Consider the following 4,312-nt stretch of genomic DNA (forward strand, 5'->3'; position numbering starts at 1 on the left):
GCCCCGCCGTTTCACTCATTCCATCAGGTCCATCGACCCTAGAGCCGACGGGCCTTTTCGTCAAAATATGCGGCCGCGAAGCAACCTGCCACAGGGTTCGGCCATGCGGGCCGACGGCAGGAACATCCCCAGTCTGAATTGCTATCTGCCGGGTGTGGAGTTCAATCGCTGGCAAACGGAGAGTGCCGGTTCCGGCGACGTCGAGGCGGCTTTCCTAAGCTGCTTCGGCCACCAACGTCGACGGGGGACCGCCGAGCACTGTCTGAGCGATCTCGGCGTCATTTTCATCGACATGCGCCGTCACCAGGACGACGCCCTCGGCCACGTCCTGATCATCCGCCTTCATGGCGTGCAGGGCGAATGTTCCAAACAGACCGCCGGCAACGCCGCCACAGACCGCGCCAGCCACCGCTGTTGGCAATACGCTCGCAGCAACAGGATTGATGCCAACTGCCGCAACGACGCTCAGACATGCCAACCCGCCGGCAGCAGCGCCCAGTACCGATCCCAAAGCGGAAACCCAAACAGATCCTGTCTCGTCATTGTAAGGCCCGATGATCGCGATCTGTACGCGAGGAATTCCGGCCGCCACCAAGTCGCTAGCGACCCGCGTCGCATCGGCGTGGGAATCAAAAAGTCTGCTAATCGTCGGCATGGTCGCTTAACGCTTCGGGCTGTTCAGCAGCGTGTCGGTGAGGAATGACGCGGCAATCAGGTCGTCAACCTCGATTCGGCCCTCGCCGCCCTCCATGATGGCCGCGACCTTCTGGAAGGTCTTCATCTCGTCTTCGGTAATCTGGGCTTGCTGCATCCTGGCCTTGATCTCTGTTACTCGCGTGCTCAGGGCATCGGATCGTTTGGTCTCACGGTTCGACATGCTGCTGCTCTTGGTTTCATCGATCATTTTTGCCCGCCACCCCGAATTTGGGGCAAGCGCATGCGTTTCCAACCTGGACTTCGGTCGGGCAGGGGTCAGACCTAAGTCTGGCTAGGGGCAATTGTCTTGCCGACGGTGCTGCCAAAAGCATGATCAAAGGGCCTCTCGTGGCCCGATTCCTTCAAGAATCGGGCCGGAGATCTGTGGTCAGTACCCGTCGTTCTCGATCACCACGGGATGGTGCCGATGGTGGTGGCGATGGGTGGAAACGGAACCTGTCACGACAACGGTATCGCGGTGATGATGCCGGCGCCCATGGTCGTAGAACGCCACAGTACCATGGCGGCGGTGGTGCAAGCGCTGACCGTCTTCGTTGATGATCTTGACGCTGCCGTGATGTCGATGATGGGTTCTAACAACCACATCGGCTTCGGCTGCCGAAGCCACGACGGGCAGTCCAATGGAAATCGCCAACGCGCACATGATCATTGTTTTCATTGCAATTTCTCCATTTTCTTAATTAGCCCTTCATTGGATTAACTGCCCCTGATCACTTTGGTTCCGGTGGTCCGGCATCGGCCCGAACGTTCACTGGTCATCGCCGGATCTCGTCAACGACGGAACATTAGACGTGCCTGATGGTTTTATTTCTCGCAGCCGGGATCACGATTTGGTGTCTGCTGCGGATCAGTCGGCAAAGACTGGTCGGCCCGCGTTCTCCGCCAGAGGCGCGGGCTTCCCCCAGGCAACAGGAGAGAGATCATGAACAATATCATTTGGCTCGTTGGAGCTGTGGTCATCGTGATAGCGATCTTGAGCTTTTTTGGCCTCCGCTAGCCGGACGCGCGTGCCAGTTGAGATGTTTTCCGGAATCTGTCCGCGAGCGCACGTATGAAGGCATAAAGCGGCCGGTTGACCGTCTGGTTGCTGTCCAGTGCAACAGGCATCGCTGTCGGCCGGCGGGGAGACGCGAGTAATCTCGCTTGAGGGGCAGGTGGAGCGCCGAAGTCGGGATGCGCTAACTCTTTGTTTTTTCTGGTCGGAGTGGCAGGATTTGAACCTGCGACCCCCTCGTCCCGAACGAGGTGCGCTACCAGGCTGCGCTACACTCCGTGACCAGACCGCGGGCTTATAGCCGCCACACTTCGTTCCTGCAAGCGGCATGGCAGCACTTCTGTCGCATTTCATCGGCTTTCGTCGAGCATAGCCCGAAAGGCTCGGATTCCCTCCTGGGATAAACGTGGCTTAAAGCCTTCTGTGCTAAGCCGCAGTCCTCGACAACTCGTAATTTCCGCCACTCGGAGTTTTCCAGTCTTGTCCTTCAGCATCGTTGGCGACGCCCGGCCCAACAGTTTCGAGTTCGAAACCGAAGCGCTGATCAAGCCATCCGGCTTTCGAGAATATGATGCGCGCTGGTGGTTTGGCCATCCCGGCTCCGCGCAACTGCCGGAGCTCAATCTGAATGGCGTCCAGGCGCTCGGAATGGGGCTTGGCACGCTGATCCGCCGTGTCGGTGCCGGTCCCGATATCGTCACCGGGCACGATTTCCGCTCCTATTCGCTTGGCATCAAGCTGGCGCTGGTGTCCGGTTTGATGGCTGCAGGCGCTCGGGTGAGGGACATCGGACTGGCGTTGTCGCCGATGGCCTATTTCGCCCAGTTCGCACTGGACGTGCCTTCGGTCGCTATGGTCACCGCCTCGCATAACGAGAATGGCTGGACCGGCGTCAAGATGGGTGCGGCGCGGCCGCTGACTTTCGGGCCGGAAGAGATGAGCGCGCTGAAGCAGATTGTACTGGCCGGCGATTTCGATCTCGTCGGCGGCGGCTCCTACGATTTCGTTCGCGATTTTCGCGCTACTTATCTCGACGATCTGACCGAGGACAAGCGCATCACCCGAAAGCTGAAAGTGGTCGCCGCCTGCGGCAACGGCACCGCCGGCGCCTTCGCGCCGCAAGCGCTGCAGCGCATCGGCTGCGAGGTCATCCCGCTCGATGTCGAACTCGACCACACCTTTCCGCGCTACAATCCCAATCCCGAGGATATGCAGATGCTGCATGCCATCAGGGACAAGGTGCTTGAGACTGGAGCCGATGTCGGCCTTGGCTTCGACGGTGACGGCGACCGCTGCGGCGTCGTCGACAATGAGGGCAATGAGATTTTTGCCGACAAGGTCGGTGTGATGCTGGCGCGCGATATCTCCAGCCAGCATCCGGGCTCGACCTTCGTCGTCGACGTCAAGTCGACCGGCCTGTTCAACACAGACAGCGTGCTGCGCGCCAACAGCGCCGTCACCGACTACTGGAAGACCGGCCACTCCTACATCAAGCGCCGCGTCGCCGAGCTTGGCGCCGTCGCCGGTTTCGAAAAGTCGGGCCATTTCTTCTTCAACCCGCCGATCGGGCGGGGTTATGACGATGGGCTGGTCACCGCCATTGCCATCTGCCAGATGCTGGACCGCAGCCCCGGCAGTTCGATGGCCGATCTATACCGCGCGCTGCCGCTGACCTTCGGCACGCCGACCATGTCGTCGCACTGCGCGGACGATGTGAAGTATGGCGTTGTCGAGCGGGTGGTTGCCGACTTTCAGGCCATGAAGCGGGATGGAACGGTTTTTGCGGGCCAGAAGATCGCCGACCTCATCACCGTCAACGGTGCGCGCGTTGTCGCGGACGACGGCACCTGGGGACTGGTGCGCGCCTCGTCGAACAAGCCGGAACTGGTCGTGGTCGTCGAAAGCCCGGTGTCGTCGCAGCGTCGACGGGAGATGTTCGAGGCTGTCGACACCGTGCTGCGCCGCAGCCCCGAGGTGGGCGCCTACAACCAGACATTCTGAGTATCCTTAGGCCGCCGGCTGACAGCCGCACGTCTGCCTGATCGATCGCAAAGTGGGTACGAGAGGATCTTGCGGTTCTCACACCCCAACGCGCGCTCTGTTGGAGCTCGCGGCGTCAAAAGTACCGTTGTGGGTCACCTGCGCTTCGCCCAGTAATTGCAGGACCCATCCCGGCGTCCGAGTGAACCTTGGTGGCCGCTGGGATACGCATCATGATCGGAGACGCGCCGCTCGGCTGCAACAGGTGCAAACTTCCCCTGTCGGTGATGAGACCCAAGGATCAGTCGCTTGACCTGTCCTGGTTGTGGCGCGCTCTTCTCGTCAACAGGCGGATGCCATCTTCATCCATGATGAGCTGAGTGCGATACCCGTCGAATTTGATCTCGTGAATCCAGTCGCCCCGCTCGGGCGGGTGTCGACAAGCTCCGGCTCAATAGGTGGGATGAACTTCAAACGCATGAACTGCCTCGCAAGACTGCGATTCAATATAGCGTGCGCTAAAATGGTTTCGGACCATTTTAGACGAATTGAATGTTTGATAGCCATGGCGAATCCGACCTTGGACCACCAATCCCCGGCAAGCTGCACGGTGGCCAGCCA

The 4,312-nt window shown here is 60.1% G+C and carries 5 protein-coding genes and 1 tRNA gene; 1 reads left to right on the forward strand and 5 read right to left on the reverse strand.

Going from position 1 to position 4,312, the window contains the following annotated elements; genetic code table 11:
- Window positions 1-214: 214 nt before the first annotated feature.
- The 4 genes from EOA22_RS37765 to EOA22_RS25440 form a co-directional block, all read right to left on the reverse strand.
- The gene (locus EOA22_RS37765) at window positions 215-655 is read right to left on the reverse strand and encodes a hypothetical protein (protein ID WP_063167694.1); all 441 of its coding nucleotides are present in this window, start codon (window positions 653-655) and stop codon (window positions 215-217) included.
- Window positions 656-661: 6 nt separating this feature from the next.
- Entirely contained in the window at window positions 662-877 is a 216-nt protein-coding gene (locus EOA22_RS25430) for a hypothetical protein (RefSeq protein ID WP_024503705.1), read from the reverse strand.
- Window positions 878-1,084: 207 nt separating this feature from the next.
- A complete protein-coding gene (locus EOA22_RS25435; RefSeq protein ID WP_013532685.1) occupies window positions 1,085-1,375 on the reverse strand; it encodes a hypothetical protein in 291 nt (96 codons plus the stop codon).
- Window positions 1,376-1,913: 538 nt separating this feature from the next.
- Window positions 1,914-1,990, reverse strand: a tRNA-Pro gene (locus tag EOA22_RS25440).
- A gap of 201 nt (window positions 1,991-2,191) precedes the next feature.
- Between EOA22_RS25440 and EOA22_RS25445 the strand changes: the two genes are divergently transcribed.
- A complete protein-coding gene (locus EOA22_RS25445; RefSeq protein ID WP_013532684.1) occupies window positions 2,192-3,712 on the forward strand; it encodes a phosphomannomutase/phosphoglucomutase in 1,521 nt (506 codons plus the stop codon).
- A 321-nt stretch (window positions 3,713-4,033) separates the two neighbouring features.
- Here EOA22_RS25445 and EOA22_RS39060 read toward each other — a convergent pair.
- Window positions 4,034-4,312: hypothetical protein (locus EOA22_RS39060; protein ID WP_245465727.1), on the reverse strand; the 279-nt coding region annotated here is incomplete at its 5' end.

The sequence above is a fragment of the Mesorhizobium sp. M7A.F.Ca.US.014.04.1.1 genome (genome assembly GCF_003998745.1).
Lineage (GTDB): Bacteria > Pseudomonadota > Alphaproteobacteria > Rhizobiales > Rhizobiaceae > Mesorhizobium > Mesorhizobium ciceri.